The sequence below is a fragment of the Candidatus Frackibacter sp. WG13 genome (genome assembly GCF_900114655.1).
Lineage (GTDB): Bacteria > Bacillota > Halanaerobiia > Halobacteroidales > Acetohalobiaceae > Frackibacter.
Window position 1 is genome coordinate 1 of sequence record NZ_FOTT01000025.1, and the last position, 16,867, is coordinate 16,867.

14 protein-coding genes are annotated in these 16,867 nt (G+C 35.3%); 13 read left to right on the forward strand and 1 reads right to left on the reverse strand.

The window, feature by feature from the left end; all coding sequences use genetic code 11:
* From BM077_RS11595 to BM077_RS11640, 10 genes are all read left to right on the forward strand, one after another.
* Positions 1-336 (forward strand): group II intron maturase-specific domain-containing protein (locus BM077_RS11595; protein WP_304441019.1); only part of this gene is annotated, 336 nt, incomplete at its 5' end.
* Between the two features lie 165 nt (positions 337-501).
* Positions 502-2,322 (forward strand): GTP-binding protein, encoded by a 1,821-nt coding sequence (locus BM077_RS11600; protein ID WP_089750597.1) that lies wholly within the window; start codon positions 502-504, stop codon positions 2,320-2,322.
* Positions 2,323-2,615: 293 nt separating this feature from the next.
* A complete protein-coding gene (locus BM077_RS11605) occupies positions 2,616-2,864 on the forward strand; it encodes a DUF2061 domain-containing protein (protein ID WP_218124689.1) in 249 nt (82 codons plus the stop codon).
* 110 nt (positions 2,865-2,974) lie between these two features.
* Positions 2,975-3,637, forward strand: a complete 663-nt coding sequence (locus tag BM077_RS11610; RefSeq protein WP_089750594.1) for a PilZ domain-containing protein — start codon at positions 2,975-2,977, stop codon at positions 3,635-3,637.
* A gap of 124 nt (positions 3,638-3,761) precedes the next feature.
* The gene (locus tag BM077_RS11615) at positions 3,762-4,055 is read left to right on the forward strand and encodes a hypothetical protein (protein ID WP_089750592.1); all 294 of its coding nucleotides are present in this window, start codon (positions 3,762-3,764) and stop codon (positions 4,053-4,055) included.
* Positions 4,056-4,128: 73 nt separating this feature from the next.
* Positions 4,129-4,800 (forward strand): PrsW family intramembrane metalloprotease, encoded by a 672-nt coding sequence (locus BM077_RS11620; protein ID WP_089750590.1) that lies wholly within the window; start codon positions 4,129-4,131, stop codon positions 4,798-4,800.
* A 79-nt stretch (positions 4,801-4,879) separates the two neighbouring features.
* A complete protein-coding gene (locus BM077_RS11625; protein WP_089750588.1) occupies positions 4,880-6,271 on the forward strand; it encodes an NAD(P)/FAD-dependent oxidoreductase in 1,392 nt (463 codons plus the stop codon).
* Between the two features lie 168 nt (positions 6,272-6,439).
* Positions 6,440-8,038 (forward strand): spore germination protein, encoded by a 1,599-nt coding sequence (locus BM077_RS11630; protein WP_089750586.1) that lies wholly within the window; start codon positions 6,440-6,442, stop codon positions 8,036-8,038.
* A gap of 14 nt (positions 8,039-8,052) precedes the next feature.
* The gene (locus BM077_RS11635) at positions 8,053-9,345 is read left to right on the forward strand and encodes a Ger(x)C family spore germination protein (protein ID WP_089750584.1); all 1,293 of its coding nucleotides are present in this window, start codon (positions 8,053-8,055) and stop codon (positions 9,343-9,345) included.
* Between the two features lie 30 nt (positions 9,346-9,375).
* A complete protein-coding gene (locus tag BM077_RS11640; RefSeq protein ID WP_089750582.1) occupies positions 9,376-9,615 on the forward strand; it encodes a CLC_0170 family protein in 240 nt (79 codons plus the stop codon).
* Positions 9,616-9,726: 111 nt separating this feature from the next.
* Here BM077_RS11640 and BM077_RS11645 read toward each other — a convergent pair whose 3' ends face one another.
* Entirely contained in the window at positions 9,727-10,236 is a 510-nt protein-coding gene (locus BM077_RS11645; RefSeq protein ID WP_089750580.1) for a TlpA family protein disulfide reductase, read from the reverse strand.
* Positions 10,237-10,461: 225 nt separating this feature from the next.
* Between BM077_RS11645 and pcrA the strand changes: the two genes are divergently transcribed.
* The 3 genes from pcrA to BM077_RS11660 are packed head-to-tail and all read left to right on the forward strand — an operon-like array spanning position 10,462 to position 16,551.
* Entirely contained in the window at positions 10,462-12,612 is a 2,151-nt protein-coding gene (pcrA, locus tag BM077_RS11650; RefSeq protein ID WP_089750579.1) for a DNA helicase PcrA, read from the forward strand.
* Between the two features lie 33 nt (positions 12,613-12,645).
* Positions 12,646-14,283: a putative manganese-dependent inorganic diphosphatase gene (locus tag BM077_RS11655; RefSeq protein ID WP_089750577.1), complete on the forward strand. Its 1,638-nt coding sequence runs from the start codon at positions 12,646-12,648 to the stop codon at positions 14,281-14,283.
* Between the two features lie 24 nt (positions 14,284-14,307).
* Entirely contained in the window at positions 14,308-16,551 is a 2,244-nt protein-coding gene (locus BM077_RS11660) for a sigma 54-interacting transcriptional regulator (protein ID WP_090095266.1), read from the forward strand.
* Positions 16,552-16,867: the final 316 nt, after the last annotated feature.

Sequence of the window (16,867 nt, forward strand, 5' to 3'; positions counted from 1 at the left end):
AATGAAGACAAGAGATATTGGAATGTATTCCCGAGTAAGAAATCCCTGAAAAAGTTAAGAAGGAAAATAGGAAGTTATTTAAAGAAATCTGGCCATCTGGTGCCAATGAGAATCGCAAATGAACTAAACTCAAAAATTAGAGGCTGGATAAACTATTTTTCCATAGAAGGGGTAAGTTATCCAAATAAAGCAAAAAGGAATATAGAATGGTACCTAAAGTGTAGGTTAGGCAGGTACTATAAAAGGAAAAGTCAGAGAAGAAGCAAGCTCTATAGTAAAGGAGCATACAAGGTATTAGTTGAGAAATACGGATTAATAAAACCTAGTGCTTATTAAACTGACACTTGTGAAAGCTTTAGATGAAGTCTAAAGGGAAGCCGTATGAGGGAAAATCTCATGTACGGTTTGAAGAGGACTGTCTGATAACTTTAATTAGAGTTATCAGCTTTTACTCGACTGTCAAAAATTGTTTCTTATCAAAATAACAGAGGAGAGTCGTTGATGACTGATATAGTAGATAATCAAAAAGATGATTTAAATATAGTTATTGCTGGTCATGTTGATCATGGGAAGAGTACTATTATTGGGCGGTTATTGGCTGATACTGATTCTTTACCTGATGGTAAGTTGGAGCAGGTTAAGGAGACTTGTCGGCGGAATTCTAAGCCGTTTGAGTATGCATTTCTTTTGGATGCATTGAAGGATGAGCAAGCACAGGGGATTACTATCGATTCGGCGCGATGCTTTTTTGAGACTGATATGAGGCAGTATATTATTATCGATGCGCCGGGACATATTGAGTTTTTGAAGAATATGGTGACGGGGGCATCTAGAGCTGAGGCGGCTTTATTAGTGATTGATGCTAATGAAGGTGTACAGGAGAATTCTCGACGTCACGGTTATATGTTATCGATGTTAGGGATTAAGCAGGTGACGGTTTTAGTTAATAAGATGGATTTAGTTGATTATGAGCAAGAGGTATTTGAAGAGATAGTCGAAGAGTATACTGAATTTTTGCAGCAGATAGATATTGAACCTGATTCTTTTGTGCCGGTTAGTGGTATCGAAGGCGATAATATAGCTAGTCTATCGGATAAGACAGCTTGGTATGAAGATAAGACTGTCTTAGAAGTATTAGATAGCTTTAAAGCTGAAGAATTACCAGCGGATAAGCCGTTTAGAATGCCGGTCCAGGATGTTTATAAGTTTACTAAAGGTGGCGATAATCGACGGATCGTTGCTGGTAAGATAGAAGCTGGTCAAATGAGTGTTGGGGATGAAGTTGTCTTCTATCCATCGGGGAAACGAAGTAAAGTTAAGTCTATCGAAGCCTTTAGTGCGCCGTCACCGGAGAGTATCGGCGTAGGTCATTCGACAGGATTTACTTTAGAGGAACAGATATATGTGACTCGTGGAGAGATGGCTACATTAGCTGATGAACCTCGACCGGAAGCAACCTCACGGATTAGAGCCAATCTCTTTTGGTTAGGTAAGAAACCGATGGAGAAGAAGAAAGACTACTATTTAAAATTAGGGACAGCGAAAGTAAGAGCAAAGATAGAGAAGATAGAACGAGTAATCGATGCTTCGGATTTAAACCAAGACGAGGCTAAAGATGAGATAGAGAGACATGATGTAGCTGAATGTATTCTCAAGCTAGAAAAAGCGATAGCTTTTGATTTAGCTAGTGAGATAGCAGAAACCAGCCGCTTTGTAATCGTAGATGAGTACGAAATAGCAGGCGGAGGTATAATCCAGAAAGCCTTAGAGGATGAACAGAGCTGGGTAAGAGAGAAAGTTATGCTTAGGAATTACAAATGGGAAAAGAGCCATATTACTAATGATGAGCGAGCAGAGAAGTATAATCAGAAGTCAACTCTAGTCTTAATTACTGGCGAAGAAGACGTAGGTAAGAAGCCAACAGCTAAGGCTTTAGAGAAGCGTTTGTTTAACGACGGTAAGATAGTATACTTCTTAGGAATCGGTAATTTACTCTACGGAGTAGATGCTGATATTAAAAGCGAAGAGGATAAGAGTTATAGAGAAGAACATTTAAGAAGACTAGCTGAAGTATCACATATCATGCTTGATGCTGGGGGAATCTTGGCTGTTACAGCTGTAGAGTTGACACAGGAAGACTTAGAGCTAATTAAGACAACGGTTAATCCAGAGAAGATAGAGACTGTTTGGCTTGGTGAGAATGTGACTACGGATATCTCATACGATCTGCATATTCCGAAGTTTGAAACGGCGGAGAAGTCAGCTAATCGGATTAAAGGACTTTTACAGGATAGAGGTATAATATTTAACCCGTGGGAGTAATTTTAGTTGACAGTTGACAATTTACAGTTGACAGTTAAAATAGTTTAAAGAGTTTTCGAATTAAAGTAGTTTATACTTGAAGGTTTTAAAGAAGACGCTTTTGAGTATCAGGAAAGAAGAAAGAATAAGAAAAAATAAACATTTTCAATAATGAATTAATTGTTTTACTCAGCCTAAAAATCAAGGCTGATTATGAGCTTATGATAGTTTACTGCTTTTTAATTTGGGATCTTCTACTTAGCTCCACTGTCAACCGTCAACTGTAAACTGATAAAAGTTGGAGGTAGTTAATAGTGAGTGATAAGTTAAGGCGGATTTTAAAGAGTATTACTTGGCGGATAACTGCTACAAGTACAACGATGGCGATAGTATACTTTTTAACTGGAGAGTTAGAGATAGCAGGATCAGTGGCGTTGATAGAGGTAGTACTAAAGATTTTAATCTATTATTTACATGAAACAATTTGGGATAAAGCAACTATGAAGGGCCAAGAAGAAAATGAATCAAATAATATCGAAATAAGACAGAATGATAGTGTTTAAGTCAAAAATATTTATAACAGAATAATTAGAGAAAAGTAGACAGATTGCAAAGTATCTTATTAAATGATATAATAATATCATACTTTTAACCTAAAAGGTGTTGTGATATTATGCATATTGAGGACTTAAAGGGCAATGAAATTAACTTGAGAAAGCCCAAAGATGATTTTAGTGACTTAACTAAAACCGCAATAGGGCAATTAACTGAAGTAAAAGAAGATGAATTCATCATTAAATTAAAAGGTGATTTAGATTTTAAAATTAGTGATGCTATACAGGTGATTTATATAGATAGTTCTCAAGGAGTTCATTATTTTACTACAGAAATCAAGTCTAGAGAAGAAGAGATAATTAAGTTAAAACTACCTGATATAATTAATAGGCGCCAGCGGAGGCAGTTTGTTAGGGTTGAATATAAGACTGATATTCAGTTCAGTCCGGTCAGTTATCAAGGAGAAAATTTAACTCACTTAGAAGAGAAAAAAGGTGCTGGACAGATGGTAGATATCAGTGGCGGTGGTATCTGTATGCTTTCGGATATTAGATTGTTAAAAGGATTAGTAGTTGAACTTAACTTTAGTCTAAAAGGTGAAGAATTTAAAATTTTAGGAGAAGTAGTAAGAATTATGGATAGAGAAGAGGATTATGAAATGGGAGTTAAATTTGATTTTAGAAGTAGCAAAATTGAGAATCAAATTTCTAATTTTGTTTTAAAACAGCAGATTATTAATCGGCGAAGAGCAAAAATGGCGAAGGAGAAGGGAGAGAATTAATTTTTATTTTAGAAGTCCACTCTTATAGCTAATATTAAAGAATATTAGTAAGTCTATATGGTTATAATAGGTCTAGATAAAGACTTCTTGACTGTTATAGCAACCTAAGAAGGAGTGGATTATAGTGAAAATCAAATTAGAATTTAACAATCCAACAAAGTCAATGATTAAACCAACAGTAGTAGATATGATTGTAAGAAAGAATATGACAATTGGAAGTTTAAAACGTGTATTAGAAGTACCAGGTAAATATATGGCAAAGATAATGGTTAATGGGGTTGAGCGTTCAGAATATTACTCTTTAAATCCTGGGGACCGTGTTATTTTTGAGCCTGAAGTGAATTATGATAGTGAAGATAAGAACAAAGAGGTAGAACAACCAAAAGAAGATGATGCGTTAAAGTCTGAGATAGAATAGATATAGAATTTACTTATTTATAACGGCAGTGCTGCCGTTATCTTTTTATTTCTAAATAAAGAAAGGTGATTAAATGCGAGTATTTTGGTTGTTACTGGTTTCTTTAGTTCCTGGTCTATTGTGGGTTTATTTCTTTTATCGTCAAGATCGGTATGAGCCTGAACCTATAAGAATGATTATAAAAGCTTTTATTTATGGAGCATTAGCGGTAATACCAGTTGGAATTATTGAACTACCTTTTGCTAATCAGATTACTGCTAATACTAATTTAATTAAATTATTTTTATTAACAATCTTAGTTATTGGTCTAACAGAAGAGTTCTTTAAGTTTGCAGCTGTGCGTTATGGAATCTATCCTTCGGAGGAATTTAATGAAGTGATGGATGGAATTATCTACGCAATTAGTGTTGGTTTAGGCTTTGCAGTAGTTGAAAATTTATTATATACCGTTGTTTTTGGTTATCAAGTAGGCATTATTAGGGCATTTATTACTACTTTAGTACATGCTTCTCTTTCTGGAATAGCAGGATATTATTTAGGTTTAGCTAAGATGCAACGTGGTTCAGAAGTTACGTTAATTACTATTGGGTTGGGACAAGTGGTTTTGTTACATGGGATTTATGATTTCTTGGTAGTAGGCAATTTAATCTCTATGACTGTAGTGATGATGATAGTAATTGGATTCTATATATATTTAATTAGATTGATTAGAAGGGCTAATCGGATGTCCCCATTTAAATCATAAAAGAAGAAGGATTTTGTAAATTTAAACAGAATAATAAGTAAAGGAGTGAACATTCAAACAAAAAAGAGGTGGATTGATCATGTCACAACGAACTAAAAATTATGATTTAGTAATTGTAGGAGCTGGACCTGCTGGGATTTTTACTGCTTTAGAATTGATTAAAGAGGAGTCAGGACTTGATATCTTAATTTTAGAGAAAGGACCAGATATTGACCGACGAAGTTGCCCGGCTAAGGATAAGGAGATTAAATGTATTGCTTGTAATAACTGTTCAATTGTTTGTGGCTGGGGTGGTGCTGGTGCTTTTAGTGATGGTAAATTAACATTATCACCAGAGGTAGGTGGTAACTTAGCTAATTATATAGGTAAGGAAAAATTAGTAGAGTTAATCGATTATGTTGACGAAGAGTATTTGAAGTTTGGTGCTCCTGAAGAAGTGTATGGTGCTTCCGCAGAAGTTTTGGATGATATACATCATCAAGCGATTCAAGCTGAATTAAAATTTGTACCTTCTCGTATCCGGCATTTAGGGACGGGATATAGTCAAGAAGTTCTAACTAATATGAAAGAATATCTATTAGATAATGATGTAGAGGTTAGGATAGGTGTCAAAGCAGATGAGCTTATAGTTGAGAATGATCGAATTACGGGAGTGGAATTGGTTGATGGTGAGATTATCAATGCAGATAATGTTGTTGTTGCACCTGGGCGTGAGAATGCAGAATGGTTAAGTAAGGAAGCAGGTAAACTAGGGATAGATATGGCGATTAACCCTGTTGATATTGGGGTAAGAGTAGAGGTGCCATCAGCGGTTCTTGAGAATTTAACTGATGTGATTTATGAATCTAAATTTATTTATCAGACGCCTACTTTTGATGATAAAGTACGAACTTTCTGTATGTGTCCACAAGGTGAAGTTGTTAATGAGAATAATAGTGGCCTAATAACTGTCAATGGGCACAGTCATGCTCATATCAAGACTCAGAATACAAATTTTGCCTTATTAGTTAGTAAGACCTTTACTGAACCATTTAAAGAGCCGATTACTTACGGTAAGGATATTGCTCGTTTAGCTAATCTATTAGGTGGTGGAGTCTTAGTACAACGGTTAGGTGACTTCTTAAGTGGTCGACGCTCTACTGAAAGTAGGATTCAACGTGGTTTAGTGGAACCGACTTTAAAAGAAGCTACACCAGGTGACTTAAGCTTAGTGTTACCTTATCGACACATGACAGCAATTGTAGAGATGTTAGAAGCTTTAGATAGAGTAGCTCCAGGAATCTATTCACGTCATACATTATTATATGGTGTTGAAGTTAAGTTTTACTCTTCAAGATTAAAGGTTAATGATAATCTAGAGACTAAAGTTGAAAATCTATATGTAGCTGGAGATGGTGCAGGTATTACTAGAGGTTTAATTCAAGCTTCAGCCTCGGGAGTTGTTATTGCGCGGAACATTTTGAGTAAATAGATTGATTATATTATTAAAAAACATATTTCATATTTAAATGTCAATAAGCCCTCTTAGGATTCATAGCCTAAGAGGGCTTATTTTTGTATATTTTTTGTAGAAATATTTATACTAACTTTAGGTCATGATTTAATTACCAATTAAAGAGTAATAATTGGAGGGACTTAGATGTGGAAGAGGATAAAAAAGAGGTTTAAAAAATTATTAAAACGTGAATCAGCCGGTGAAAAGAATGATAAGCAAGCACCAAAATTAGCTAAGAAGTTAGCTAAGAATAAAGAATATTTAGAACAGTTGCTCGGAGATAATGCTGATATTAGTTTTAGAGAATTTAATATTGGAGGTAGAGACGACTTAAAAGGGATGTTGTTCTATGTAGATGGTATGATAAAAAAAGCAATTCTTAATGAGCAGATTTTAACTCCATTAATGCATAGAGTAAGAGAAACAGAGTTAGCTTTGGAACTTAAGAAGAGTAATTTGCTTCAAATTGCAGAAAGCTTTATTGTTTCGGTAGATTCAGTTAATAAGACAGATAGTTTTGATGAGCTAGTGCTCTCAGTCTTATCAGGGGATACAGCAGTACTCTTTGATGGGGCCAAGGAGGCATTGATTATTAGTGCTCGTGGTTGGGAGAGTAGAGGTGTGCAAGAGCCACAGACTGAATCGGTTATTCGTGGTCCTAGGGATGGATTTACCGAAACTTTACGAACGAATACTAGTCTGCTACGGCGTAGAATTAGAGATCCTAATTTTAAGATAGAAGCGGTTAAAGTAGGTAGAAGGACTAAGACAGATGTTTCATTAGCCTACATAAAAGGAATAGCAAACGAAACAGTTATTGATGAAGTTAAGGCTCGTTTAGACACTATAGATACTGATGTTATCTTAGAAAGTGGTTATATTGAGCAATTAATTGAGGATAGTCATTATTCTATCTTTCCGCAGATGCAGACTACGGAGCGTCCAGATAAGACAGTTGGGTCATTATTAGAGGGAAGAGTTGCTATCTTAGTAGATAATACACCCTTTGTATTGATAGTACCGGCGACATTTACTCAGCTTTATCATTCGCCGGAGGATTATAATGAACGCTGGATAGCGATGAGTGGTATTCGGTTCTTAAGATTTGTTTCTATTTTCATAGCAACCTTGACGCCGGCACTTTTTGTGGCTTTAACTTCATTTCATCCAGGGATGCTCCCGACAGAGCTAATGGTTAGTCTAGCAGCTACAAGGGAAGGGGTTCCGTTTCCCGCTTTTATAGAGGCCGTTATTATGGAAATAACTATCGAATTATTACGAGAAGCGGGAATTAGACTACCAGGTCCTATCGGTCAGACTATAGGTATTGTTGGTGGTTTGGTAATTGGACAGGCAGCTGTTACAGCTGGAATTGCTAGTCCAGTTATGGTGATTGTAGTGGCAATTACAGCTATTGCTTCCTTTATTACCCCCGACTATAGTGTTTCACTTTCGATTAGATTAATCAGATTTGTATATATGATCTTAGCTGCAGTATTAGGACTATATGGTATTATGTTAGGAATCTTAGCGGTATTAATCCACTTAGTTACTTTAAAGAGCTTTGGAGTTGCTTATTTGAGTCCATTAGCACCTTATCGTATCTCTGATTGGAAGGATGCTTTCATTAGAGGACCAATCCACTTGATGACTAAACGTCCAGAGGAGTTAAAACCTACAGATCCTAATCGTCAAGATATAGAGCGTGAAAATAATAAATGGGGAGAAGAAGATAATGATTAAGGAGAAGGGTGAGTATGCAACGATTATTTAAATTAGCATTAGTTGGATTGATTATCATAATAATTACTGGCATAGTAAGTGGTTGTTGGGACCGTATTGAGATTGATAAACGTTTATTTGTTTTTGGTATTGCAATTGATGAGCCGAAGAGTGTGCAAAAGAAGATAGAAGAGCTAGAAAAGAGAATGAAGAAGGAGCTGAAGCAAAAAGGAAATGAAGAGCCTACTTTGAGTGAAGTAGAGGCTAAGCTAGCTGAATTAGAGGATCCTTCTTTTGAAGAGATAATTGAACGGACAGAGCGAAGGTCTAAAGGACAGGTTCGCTTAACTATTGAAGCGCCAATTGTGCGTAATTTAGCAGGTAGTGATGGTGGTAGTGGAGGCGGAGAACCTAGTTGGAGTCCAGCTACAATTGCTAGTAGTCCTTTTGAAGCTTTGCGCCAGCTAACGACCCGCATTAATCGTCGTGTCTATCTTGGTCATTTGAAAGCGATTATCTTTCATGAAAAGTTGGCTCGCCGCGGAATTCAAGGATTACTAGATTTCTTTGAAAGAGATAATGAAGTTCAGCGACGAGTTAAGATCTTTGTTAGTAAAAAGTCTGCTAAACATATATTAATTCGGAAAATACCAGTAGAACAAGTGACCAGTACATATTTAACCGGTATTTTAAAGAATAAAATAGAAACGTCTCGTTTAGCGGATATAGATATTGGGCAACTGATGATTAACATGCATACTAATGCTGGCTCATTAGTGCCACGAGTACGTGATGGAGGCACTGACCTAAAGGTAGCAGGGTCAGCAGTCTTTAGAGGAGACAAGATGGTAGGCTGGTTAGGCGAAGTAGAGACTAGAGCTGCCTTATGGGTTAGGGGAGATGTACAAGGAGGAGATGTCGTTGTTCAAGATCCAGAAGAACCCGGGAAAGAGACAACTTATGAAATCAGGAATGCACAGACAATGATTAAATCACGGGTAAAAGCAGGTAAACTAATCTTTGAAGTGCAGATAGGAACCGAAGGTAATATAGCAGAGGTAGGCAGCGATACAAATGCTATGAATGATAAATATATTAAAGCGATAGAAGAAAATGTTGAAGAGCATATTGAAGGTAGAGCTCGAGATGTGATTAAGAAGGCTCAACAAGAATTTCAGACTGACTTCTTTGGATTTGGAGAACAGTTACGTCGTCATCAACCGCAATATTGGAAAAAAGTTAAAGAGAGTTGGCATCAGGAGTTTGCTGATGCCCAGGTAATTATTAAAGCAGAAGTTAATATTAGAAGAATTGGTTTAGTTAAATAAATTTTGTAGTAAATAAGGTGGGGTGAGAAGATGGTAATCTTTGGTGAATATTTGAAGTTGTTAATGGAGTATTTAGTCAGTGTTTATACTACATTGCCGGCTATTATAGTAGTCGGGATTGGTGCTTACTCTGCTTTTTATGAGACCCATAACTTAAACGAAGCCAACTTAGAGCGGGAAAGGCTTTTTGCGCAAGTAGTTGGGTGGTTATATATGGTAGGTGGAAGTTTGCTGTTTATAGGGGTTAAAATATATTCATTTTTAAAGTGATTTAACTAAATAAGTCTTATAGTTAGATGTCAAGTATAACTAATATAAAATTTTAGGCGTTAGTAATTAATTATGCAAGAGTCTTAATTATATATCTGTTAATCATTGATTCTATTGAGTCATAGAATTTATAGTTCTTTCTAAATCTTCTTTATTCATCAAACCAACATGTTCTTCTACAATTGTACCTTCGCTATTAATAAAGATCATAGTAGGGATAGCACTGATTAATAACTTCTCTGATAGCTTGGCTTCCCTATCGATTACGAGAGGATAGGTTATGCTATTCTCTTTCTTTATTTTATTTAATTCATCTGATGGGATATTTCCAATAGAAACACCATAAACTTTAATCTCCTTTTGGAGTTTAGTTTTAGTTTCTTCTAAAATTTGAAGTTGTTTTTGGCAGCTATTAGATTTAGGTAACCAAAAAAGCAAGATAGTCTTATTATTGATATCTTTACTAAAGTTAATCTTTTGACCGGTATCAGTTTTAAGGGTTAAATTGGGAAGATTTAGGTCAGTCTTTGGTTTGGTAGATGTCTTAGGAGCAAAGATGAGACTGATAGTTAATCCACTACAAAAGGCTAAGATGAACAGAAACAGAAGTATTCTTTTCATACTATTGACTCCTTTCTATAGAATAAATTTATGATAGATTATTGAGGATTAGAACTTAGTGTTTTATATAAGCGAATTTCATAATTAAATTTCAAGTATAATTAATATGAAATTTTTGACGTCAGCTATGAATTATGTAAGGTCAAGGTTCTCATATAATTAATTGACCATTCTACTTTTATTAGTTATAATGATAGTGATTAGTAAATAAGGAGGAGCTCAAAGATGGAACTTTTGCGTGGCTTAAATCCACAACAGAAAGAAGCAGTACAGTATGTAGAAGGGCCTTTGTTAGTATTGGCAGGGGCTGGCAGTGGAAAGACAAGGGTTTTGACCCATCGGATTGCTTATTTAATTCAAGAAAAAGGGGTTGACCCTTATAATATTTTAGCAGTTACATTTACTAATAAAGCTGCTAGTGAGATGCAAGAAAGAATTGAAAAGTTGATTGCTAAAGATAGTGAAGCATTATGGATGAGTACTTTTCATTCAATTGCAGTAAGAATCTTACGTAGAGAAGCTAATAAATTAGGTTATGATAATAACTTTGTGATTTATGACACTACTGATCAAAAATCGGTAATTAAAGATATCATTAAGAATGAATTAGATTTAGATACTAAACAGTTCAAGCCTAGGTCAATTTTAAATCAGATTAGTAATGCTAAGAATGAACTAGTAGATGTAGATACATATCAAGAACGGGTAGGTAGTTATTTTGAACGAATAGTTGGTGAAGTTTATGAATTGTACCAAACCCGTTTGAAGAATAATAATGCGTTCGATTTTGATGATTTGATTATGAAGACAGTCGAACTATTTAGTGAGTATGAACTAGTCTTAGAATACTATCAAGAGCGTTTTAAATATATTCTAATTGATGAGTATCAAGATGTGAACCATGCCCAATATAAATTAGTTAATTTATTGGCCAGAGAGTATCAGAATATCTGTGTAGTAGGTGATGATGACCAGGGGATTTATGGGTTTAGAGGTGCAGATATTAGTAATATTCTAAACTTTGAAAAGGATTATCCAGACGTGAAAGTGGTCAAGCTAGAACAGAATTATCGTTCGACAGAGAAAATATTAGATGCTGCATTTTATGTAGTGCGTAATAATCAAGGGCGTAAACCAAAGAAGCTTTGGACTGATAATGTTGGTGGAGAACCATTACAATTATATAAAGCTCATAATGAAAGAGAAGAAGCACAGTATATTGCTAAAGAGATTTTAAAGAATAGAGCTAATGGAGATTTAGATTATAGTGATTTTGCTATTTTATATCGGACTAATGCTCAATCACGGGTTTTAGAAGATGTTTTGATTAAGGAAGGTATACCTTATCGGATGGTAGGTGGTTTGAAGTTCTATGACCGTAAAGAGATTAAGGATATCTTAGGTTATTTAAGGTTGATATATAATCCTGCGGATGATGTTAGCCTGCAAAGAATAATTAATGTACCTAAACGTGGGGTTGGGGCAACTACAGTACAAAGGTTAAATGAGTTTGCTAATGACAATAATATTAGTCTATATGAGGCGGTACAGAGAGTCGATGAGATTAGTACGATTAGTAGTCGCTTTAGTGCTAAGGTTAGTAAGTTTGGAGCGATAATATCTTATTTACGTCAACAAGCAGATGAAGTAGATGCTTTAGAATTAGCGAGAAAACTATTAGATGAGACAGGTTATTTGAGAATGTTACAGGAAGAAGGGACTGATCAAGCTAGAAGTCGCGTCGAGAATATAAAAGAACTATTGACTGTTATTGAGGAATATGTCAATGAAGGAGACGACACAAGTATAGGTGGTTTTCTAGAAGAGGTAGCTTTAGTTGCTGACATAGATAATTTAGAAGATGATGCCGATGCGATAATAATGATGACCTTGCATAGCGCTAAAGGTTTAGAGTTTCCAGTAGTCTTTTTGAGTGGAATGGAAGAAGGATTATTTCCTCATTCACGTTCATTAGATGCTACGGAGGATATAGAAGAAGAGAGAAGACTCTGCTATGTAGGTATGACTAGGGCTGAAGAAAAATTGTATTTAACTCATGCGGTAGCAAGGAGAGTCTATGGTAAAGATTCTTATAATCCACCTTCTAGGTTTTTAAGTGAGATTCCTGACGATCTATTTGCTAATCAAAAGAAAGAGAGTCAAAAGAAGAAGCTTAATAAAGAAGAAAAGAGTTCGAAAGAGAATTCAGAGAAAGAATATCAAGTAGGAGAAGAGGTAGAACATCCTAAATGGGGGCTTGGCAGAATAGTTAGTACCACTAGTAGCGGGAAAGACTTACAGGTTTCAGTTGCTTTTCCGAATAAAGGAGTTAAGAAGTTGTTAGTTGACTATGCCCCCTTGAAGAAAGTAAATTAATCTAATATATATCGTAGGAGAGTGAATATGTGAATGTTTAAGGAAAAGTTGGTTATCGGTCATCAGAACCCGGATACTGATTCTATCTGTTCAGCAATTGGTTATGCTGAGTTAAAGCAGAAGCAAGGTGAGAATGTTGTTGCAGCTAGATGTGGGAAATTGAATCCGGAGACTGAATTTGTATTAGATTATTTTGATCTACCAGCACCTAAGTTAGTTACTGATGTTTATACTAGAGTCAGTGATATTATGGAAAAGAGTAATTTGAAGTCGGTTCTGCCTAGCACCCCAATTAAAGAAGTGGGGGAGTTATTAGAACAAGAAGCGATTAAAGTAATCCCGGTAGTAGATAAGGACAATAAGTTATTAGGTATAGTGACTGCTAGTGATATTGCTCATAGGTATTTACAAGAATTGGCTGTTGAATCGTTACGTGAAGTGCCAACTTCATTAGAAAATATAATTCAAACTTTAGATGGGGAGTTAATTAATAATCAACAGGACTTAAGTTCAGAGGTTACTGGTAATATCTTCACAGGTGCTATGGATACTGAAACTATGTGTGAGTATATTAACCCTGGTGATATAGTCTTATTAGGGAACCGTATTAAAGCACAGGAAGCAGTTTTAGAAAGAGAGATCTCATGTTTGATCGTTACTGGAAATTTAGAGATTAAATCTGAAGTTAAGGATTTAGCTATTGAAAAAGGGATTACAGTTATTCGTGTGCCATATGATACTTTTGCAGCGGCAAGATTAATTAATATGAGTATTCCTATTTCTAAGGTACTGAGTACAGAGGTTGAAAAGTTCTATCCTGATGAATTAGTTGAAGATGTAAAAGAAGAGATTATTAATTCTGCTCATCGTAGTTATCCGGTAACTGATCGCCAAAATAGGTTATTAGGTTTAGTTTCAGCTCGTAATTTGATTGATGTAGAGACTAAAGAGGTAATTTTAGTTGACCACAATGAAAAGAGTCAGGCCGTAGATGGAATCGAAGAAGCAACTTTAGTTGAAGTTATTGATCATCATCGATTAGGAGATTTAGAGACTTTAGAGCCGATATTAGTTAGAAATGAGCCAGTAGGAAGCACGGCAACTATTATTGCTAAGCTCTATTTCGAATATGGAGTTGAGTTATCGGTAGAGATAGCTGGCGTTTTACTATCGGCTATTCTGTCAGATACAGTTATCTTCCGTTCTCCCACTTGCACTGGGGTTGACAAAATGATTGCTGAAAAGTTAGCAGAAATTGTAGAAGTGGAAATTGAAAAGTTTGGGCGACGGTTATTTAAAGCAGGTTCTGTTTTGAATAAATTAGAGCCAAGAGAATTAATCTTAAATGATTACAAAGAATATAAGTTTGATGAAATAAAGATTGGAGTCGGTCAAATTGAAATTATGGATTTAGCTGAGTTTAAAGAGATGCAGCATAATATTTTAAATGTTATGAATGAAGTTAAGAAGGAGTCAGGTAATGATTATCTTTTCTTATTAGTGACTGATGTTTTAAATGAAGGTAGCCTATTATTATATAATCAAACTGCTACAAGTTTGGTAAAACGGAATTTTGTCGGTGAGGAAGAAGAAGTTGGCTTCTATTTACCAGGAGTTATGTCGAGAAAGAAACAGGTAATTCCGGTTCTTTCTAAGGCGTTAATAGACTAAAAAGATTTTAAGGAAGTGATCTAAGTGGCTACAATAATAGATATTGACGGAACTAAATGTCAAAAGTGTTATGCGTGTGTTCGGCAATGTGTTGCTAAAGCAATTAAAGTAGAAGATAGTCAAGCTAAAGTAGTTGAAGAGCGGTGTATTAATTGTGGTCGTTGTCTTGATGTATGTGCAAGAGATGCTCGAGAAGTAAAAAGTTATCGCACAGAAGTTAAAAGTTGGCAACAACATCAAGAAGAAGTAGTAGCTTGTTTGGCGCCATCATTTGTCGCTTCTTTTAATGATTGTAGTCCAGGGCAGTTAGTTACTGCCCTGCATCAATTGGGTTTTAGTCAAGTCTATCGAGTAGCTTTGGGGGCAAATTTAGTAGCTGAAAGATATGATGAATACTTAGCTGATTCTAAAGAAAAAAATTTAATTAGTACTGCTTGTCCAACAATAGTTAATTTGGTCGAAAAACATTATCCTCAATTGGCTTCTAAATTACTTCCTTTTGCTTCACCGATGGTGGTTACAGGGATGTTGATTAAAGAACAGAATCCAGAAGCTAAAGTAGTCTTTGTTGGACCTTGTACCGCTAAAAAGGCTGAGATGGAGCAAGAAAAGTCAAAAGATAGTATCGATGCGGTCTTGACTTTTAAAGAGGTTAAGGAAATGTGTATCGAAGAAGATATAGAATTATCGACTCTATCTGTGACTGAATTTACGCAAGGGAACTTTGAGCATAGTGATGATTTTGCTCTATCGGGAGGATTAGCTGCTAACTTAAAGAGTTTTAATGATGACGAAGTATTGATTACAGAAGGGAGTCATAATTGTAAAGAGTTAATCAATGGTGTATTAAATAATGAGATTGAGGTTAAGTTATTAGATATATTATTCTGTGCAGGATGTATAGATGGACCACAAATAGATAGTCAATTATCTTTATTTGCAAGGGAAAAGTTGGTTAAAGATTATTTAGAAGAGGAAGAGAAGCAAGTTAATGATATAGTGAATGATGATAATGATGATTCTGTTATTGAATTAAAAGGTATGGATTTTAATCGAGAATTTAATCCTTCGACCTTGGAGTTAGAGACTCCGACTGAACAAGAAATTAAAGAGATCCTAACTTATATGAATAAGGTTACACCTAGCGATGAGTTAAATTGCGGCGCTTGTGGTTATGATTCATGTCGTGAAAAGGCTGTGGCGGTTTATCAAGAATTGGATGAGATTGAGATGTGTTTGCCTTATCTATTAGACCAGACGCGTGAAGAAGCAGACTATTATAAAGATAAGCTTTCTCAGGACCAACAGACTAAGTATACTTTTAATGATATTAAAGGCAAGAGCGTAGAGGTCAAAGAAGCTAAGATTAAAGCCCAACAGGCAGCACAGACGAAGTCAACTATTTTGATTCTTGGTGAAAGTGGAACTGGGAAAGAGATGTTTGCTCATGCAATCCATAATGCCAGCCATCGTAAAAACGGACCTTTCATTAAAGTAAACTGTGCAGCAATTACAGAAAGTCTATTGGAAGCTGAATTATTTGGTTATGAAGAAGGTGCTTTTACTGGTGCTAAAAAGGGAGGCAAAGCCGGTAAGTTTGAATTAGCCGACCAAGGGACTATCTTTTTAGATGAGGTAGGAGATATGTCTTTGCGGATGCAGTCTAAGTTATTACGTGTCCTACAAGAAGAAGAAATAGAACGAGTAGGTGGTAATCATACTCAAAATATAGATATACGGGTGATTGCAGCTACTAATCGTAATTTGAAACAGATGGTTAAAGATGGAGATTTTCGTGAAGACCTCTATTATCGTTTAAATGTAATTACGATAAATACTCCTGCCTTACGTAATAGAATTGAAGACTTACCGGTGATCGTTGATCATATTATTACTAAATTAACAGCTGAACAACGACTTCCTCGCAAGCAATTAACAAAAGATGCCTTGAATCAACTAATGCAGTATGATTGGCCTGGGAATGTACGTGAGTTAGAGAATATAATTATGCAGACTTTTAGTTTAACTTATGATGAGGAGATTAAACCTGAAAACTTACCAAACTATATTCTACAAACTGATGGTCATGTACCTACTTTAATTAATGATGAACAGATTCAGCCTTTAGCTGAACTGACGGCAGAAGTAGAAAAACAAGCCGTTCACCAAGCTTTAGAATTAACTAACTGGAATAAGAAACAGGCTGCAGAGTTATTACAGATTTCGCGTTCGACTTTATATCAAAAATTAAGTAAGTATGATATTTGATTAATGATTAGAACACAAAAAATGTATTCTGCCGCGAAAAGTGACCTTTTTATGGTTATAGCATTAATATATTAAAAATTCAAAAGGATTAAACCACTGTATATTTTTCATACATGTATGAAAAATATACAGTTTTTCTGTTTAGGGCGTTAATGATTGTTATAACAGCTGCTTTGGCTAACTGATGACGCTAAATGTATTAATATCAAACACTAATTGTGCGAAAATTCGGATGAATCAAAAAAGAAGAAGAATTAACAAAAAGTCTGTATCCTTTACTAACATAGGGATGGGCTACATTTAATTTCTTTTAAGT